Origin of the sequence: Aeromonas molluscorum 848, from assembly GCF_000388115.1 — a bacterium.
GTDB lineage: Bacteria > Pseudomonadota > Gammaproteobacteria > Enterobacterales > Aeromonadaceae > Aeromonas > Aeromonas molluscorum.
This window is the reverse complement of the sequence record NZ_AQGQ01000244.1, coordinates 1-3,851: the sequence shown is the minus strand read 5'-3', so window position 1 is coordinate 3,851 and position 3,851 is coordinate 1. Positions and strand designations below refer to the sequence as shown.

At 54.5% G+C, this 3,851-nt stretch carries 3 protein-coding genes; all 3 read right to left on the bottom strand.

Annotated features, from left to right (window positions below; translation table 11 throughout):
- Positions 1-462, bottom strand: a 462-nt coding sequence (locus G113_RS19415; protein ID WP_005910872.1) for an SIMPL domain-containing protein, incomplete at its 3' end; no start/stop codon positions are given.
- A 54-nt stretch (positions 463-516) separates the two neighbouring features.
- Positions 517-1,074 carry a TIR domain-containing protein gene (locus tag G113_RS19410; protein WP_005910870.1) on the bottom strand — a complete coding sequence of 186 codons (558 nt, stop codon included), beginning with the start codon at positions 1,072-1,074 and terminating at the stop codon, positions 517-519.
- An 88-nt stretch (positions 1,075-1,162) separates the two neighbouring features.
- Positions 1,163-3,851, bottom strand: a 2,689-nt coding sequence (locus tag G113_RS19405; RefSeq protein ID WP_040319418.1) for a VWA domain-containing protein, incomplete at its 5' end; no start/stop codon positions are given.

Below are 3,851 nucleotides of genomic sequence, written 5' to 3'. Positions count from 1 at the left end.
CTCGCGAGCAGCCTGGGGATCTTTCAAGCCAAATTCAATCTGGGAAACGGACTCGAGCCCGGATTTGAGGGCGGCATCCATCAGCTGGCTGAGTTTATCGAGCTGATAGAGTTTGACAGCCAGCTGGCGCTGGGCGCGGTAGCCGGCCAGTTCGGGTTTACGGTTCTGCGGATATTGATACTCGGGGGAGATGACCAGATTGCCCGCCTCCACATCGCTGCGCTTGATACCCAGCCCCTCAAGTTGGCCAAAGAAGGCAGCCACCCGCTTGTCGACTTGCTGCTTGGCATCTATGCCTTTCTTCTCCAGCGCCGTCACGGCCACACGCAGGGTCAACATGTCGGGCTCCACCTTCTGTTCGGCATTACCGCTCACCAACAGATGCGGGGCTTGGGGCACCTCGATAGCCATGGTGGCTGCACTCGTACAAAACAGACACAGGGAAAGGATGGAACGCCACATAAATAACACCTCAATCAGAATGATTGCGGCATTATGCACGGGCCAGGCACGGATTCATATCTCGTGGCTGGGAGGGATAAAGTCCAGCACATGATGACTCATATCCAGACTGATACTGATCTCGTTAACCGCCAGTGCTGACGGCTGGGACAGACCGGGGGTAGCGGCCAGCTCTGGCAGCCGATCGGCCTCGTCGAAGTGGAATGAGTCCCACGACAGAATGTGTCCCTCACCAGGGGAAATCACCTCAACGGCCGCGACGCAATCGCTCCAGGAGTCCCATCCCAGAGGATCGGCACTTGCCAATAAATCGTGCAAGGGAGCCGTGATGCTCTGCAACGAACACTCTTGCTGACTCTGACCATCGCCGCAGAGCAGCACCATATGGGGAGATTCGACGCCGACATAGGGTACAAAAGAGAGCTGCATAGCGGCAAAGTCGACGTTCAATACCCCGGCGGCCTCACCATCTTCATTCTCTATCTCAAGCCCGGTCAGGCTGCTGCCATCGAGCTGAGTTTGATAGGCAAAGCGACCGGAACAACTGATACTGCCCTGCCCGTCCCAGCTATAGCGAATGCCATCAATGTCGATCCAGTTAAAGGGCCCCATATCTTCCTCACAACGTCAATGTTGCCTATCTTAACGTCCTTCCCGATTAAGCAACAGAGGCAGGCAAGCCTGCCTCTGTGCATGTCATCTACGGGTGTGGATCAACCTTGAGGTTACTATCGTCGAGCAGTTGCTTGATGATATCCTGGTTGGTACTAAGGGTGCCGCCATGGCTCAAGTCTGGTGCATTCTGGAACAGCACTGTCAATTGATCGCCGCCAGCCGTGCCACCATTGGTGTCTATGGTCAGCTTGTTATTGGCCGTATCGAAGGTCAGATAACTGTTGAGCGCGTTGGCCAGTACACTGTTGTTGGCACTGGCTGGCACGTCGACCAGCAACTGAGAGAGATCCAGCACATCGCTATTGGCATTGCTGCCACTCGACCCCAGAGTGAAGTCGGTTATCTTGTCGATGTTGCCATCGGCCTCACCCGCCAGCCACTTGAAGGTATCGTGCCCGTTTCCACCCGTCATGGTATCCGCCCCCAACCCGCCAATCAGGGTATCATTGCCCAAGCCGCCATCCAGAATATCGGTACCGGCTCCGCCCAGCAGAGCATCATTACCAGCATCGCCATACAGCGCATCGTTTCCGGCCCCACCTTCTATATGGTCATTACCTCCGTTACCATGAATGGTGTCATTACCGCCATAACCAAGCAGCACGTCGTTCCCCCCTGTCCCATTGAGCACGTCATTGCCACTGGTCCCCTCGATTGGGGTCGGTACAGCCGCAGCAGTGGCGCCAATGTTGATGGTCAATTGCGCCGTATCCTGATCCCCATCATTTTGCATGACCTGATAGGTAAAGACATCCGATTGACCAACATTGCTCAGGTTCGAGTTGGGGGTGTAGGTGTAAGCACCATCACTGTGGATTTCGAGTGAGCCATAGAGCCCGGCAACCGTCTGACTGGTGGTAACAGAGGTATAACTGCTGCCATTCCAGATCTTGAGTACCGAGCTTTCGCTGCCCAACGAATCGACAGCCCCCCAAGGATCGCTACTGTACGGGTTGTGATTGGGGTCGGTCAGCACATTGCCCTGAGCAGCCATGATGGCAATGGCGGCGGTAGCTGCGGCTGTGTTGTTCAGCTTGATATTATCAAGCTCGAGGCGAGAATCGTTATTATTACCGCTACCACCGCCATCATTGACCGAGAAATAGACCCGATAGCGTTTGCCCGCTTCCAGATCCCCCGTGGTAATAGTGCTAGACAATGGCGCAGCAGAAAGATTACCGCTATAACCTGCCCCGCTTTGCTGCACCCAGTTTGCTCCATCAAACTTGTAAAGACTCCAGGTCACAACATCGTTGGCGTTAACATTAGCTTTGCCGTAATCGAAGCTCAGGGTTGTGGTGCCAGTTGCATTGGCCACGAACTCCGGCGTCAGCATCTCTACGCCTCCAGCGGTAGCGCCATTGTTATCAACGAGACGCAGTGCATTATTGCTCACGGTCGCATCCAGGGTAGATCCTCCCTGAGTGCTAACTATCCACTTGTCACCATTACTGACCACCGCTGTAGCGATTAAGTTGGAACCCAAATCGATCACACTGGTACCGGTACCAGACGTGTCATATATCCAGGGGTTATACCCAGAGCCGCTATTCGCCGAGTTCGTGGTATCACTGAAATCGGCCAAGATGGTGTTGGTCGTGACTCCCGGCACCATGACCTGATACACCAGTGCGTCGTTACTGTTGTCATAGAGGGTGACATCACTCGAATCGGTGGTGATCAGGTTGAGTACCCCGGTTTTTACATCTCCATCGGCATCGCTAATGGTGTAATGGAAAGTCTCGGTGTAGTCGTTGGCCACATCCAGCGACAAGCTGTAGCTATAAGCCCCGGTCAATAAATTAACCGAGAGCGTTCCACCGCCATGGGTAGGTATAGTCAGCACATGGGTAGTTGCGTTATAGCCAGAGTAGGAGGTGGTATAAACAACGTCAGGCGTCGCAGGGTTGCCATCGGCATCATGAGAGATGCTTGTGATGGGCAAAGCCGCTGGGCCATCGGCACCAAAGACCACCCCTGCATCGATCAGCAAGTTGCCTGTCGTCGGAACCTGTACCGTCCCCGAAAGAGTACTAGCGAGCTGACTCAGATCCGTCACTATGATGGCAGGTTGATCTGTTCCCGTGGCGCCGTTGTAGGAGATAGGTTCTAAAGCTGGTGCCGTTGCCCCTGTCCCCATGCCAAGTGCATAAGCTTTGACGTCATTATTGGTCAGGAAGGTTTGCCAGGCGGTCTGTTCCGCCCCGTTGATACCATCACTACCCGAACCGACCACTCCAGGCCAGCTGGTGCTCTCGGTCGGCTCACCATCGGACAGGAAGTAAAGCACACCCTGTCCTCCAATGATCTTGCCAGCCGAATTGTAGGCCGACATGGCCTTGATCAGCGCATCATCGTAGTCTGTACCACCGTTGCCCAGAGTATCGGTGATGGTGTTGATGACATTCAGTGCCTGGGTAGCCGTCAACCAGATATCACCTGAGCCCAGGAAGTTGGTGGTCGCCGTGCTTGCAAAGCCAACCAGTCTGACCATGACGTTGCCGACGTTATCGTAGTCATTGATCAACTGCAGAATGGATGCTCTGGCAATAGCCATCCGAGTTGCATAACCGGCGACACCCGATGCTGAGTCCATACTCCCTGAGGTATCCAGAATGATCATCAGGTTGGTGCCAGGGTTAGAGAACTCTTCAACTCTGGTATTCAGATCCGCAGGCTGGACTGGCACGTCATCGACTATCTGCACGCTCAGG

Coding starts and splice junctions, on each gene's coding strand:
- G113_RS19410 (WP_005910870.1), bottom strand. CDS start 1,074: ATGGGGCCCTTTAACTGGATCGACATTGATGGCATTCGCTATAGCTGG.